A 502-nucleotide genomic window follows, 5' to 3' on the forward strand; every position below is an offset into this window, starting at 1 on the left:
TGGAACAGCCGCGCGAAACCTCGCTGACCCTGACGCTGGAAGGCCAGGCGAGCGCCGATTATCACAACAGCTACGGCTATTATGTGATGGACGAGAACGGGGCGCCGACGACGGGCGTCCTGGTGTGGGCGGATGTGCACGATCTTCCCGTGGGGTCGAGCGTGACGATTGAAGGGGTTGATCCGTCGCGGATCGGCTTCTTCCTGGTGCCGAACGGCGACGGGCGCAACGGAGGTCTGCACGACGGCCTGGAAGTGACCTTCCAGCAGGCGGCGGACGGGACGTGGCAGGCGATCAGCACGGAAACCGGCACGGCGCTGCAAGCCGATGGCGGGGGCGCGGTGCTGTTCGACCGGCCGGACCTGAACGTGGGCGGCGCGACGCAGGTGGTGGATAACGACCTCCCGGGCAATCAGAACTGGGAAGACATTCGCGTCAACACGGGTGGCGACCACGACTTCAACGACGTCAACATCACCGAGTTCTGGGAACAGAGCGGCAC

Annotated in this window: 1 protein-coding gene; it reads left to right on the forward strand. The window is 65.1% G+C overall.

What is annotated here, in order from left to right:
* Positions 1-502: DUF4114 domain-containing protein (locus ROR02_RS16760; protein WP_170245176.1), on the forward strand; the 502-nt coding region annotated here is incomplete at both ends.

It is taken from the genome of Pararhodospirillum oryzae, from assembly GCF_007992075.1.
GTDB classification, from domain to species: Bacteria; Pseudomonadota; Alphaproteobacteria; order Rhodospirillales; family Rhodospirillaceae; genus Pararhodospirillum; species Pararhodospirillum oryzae.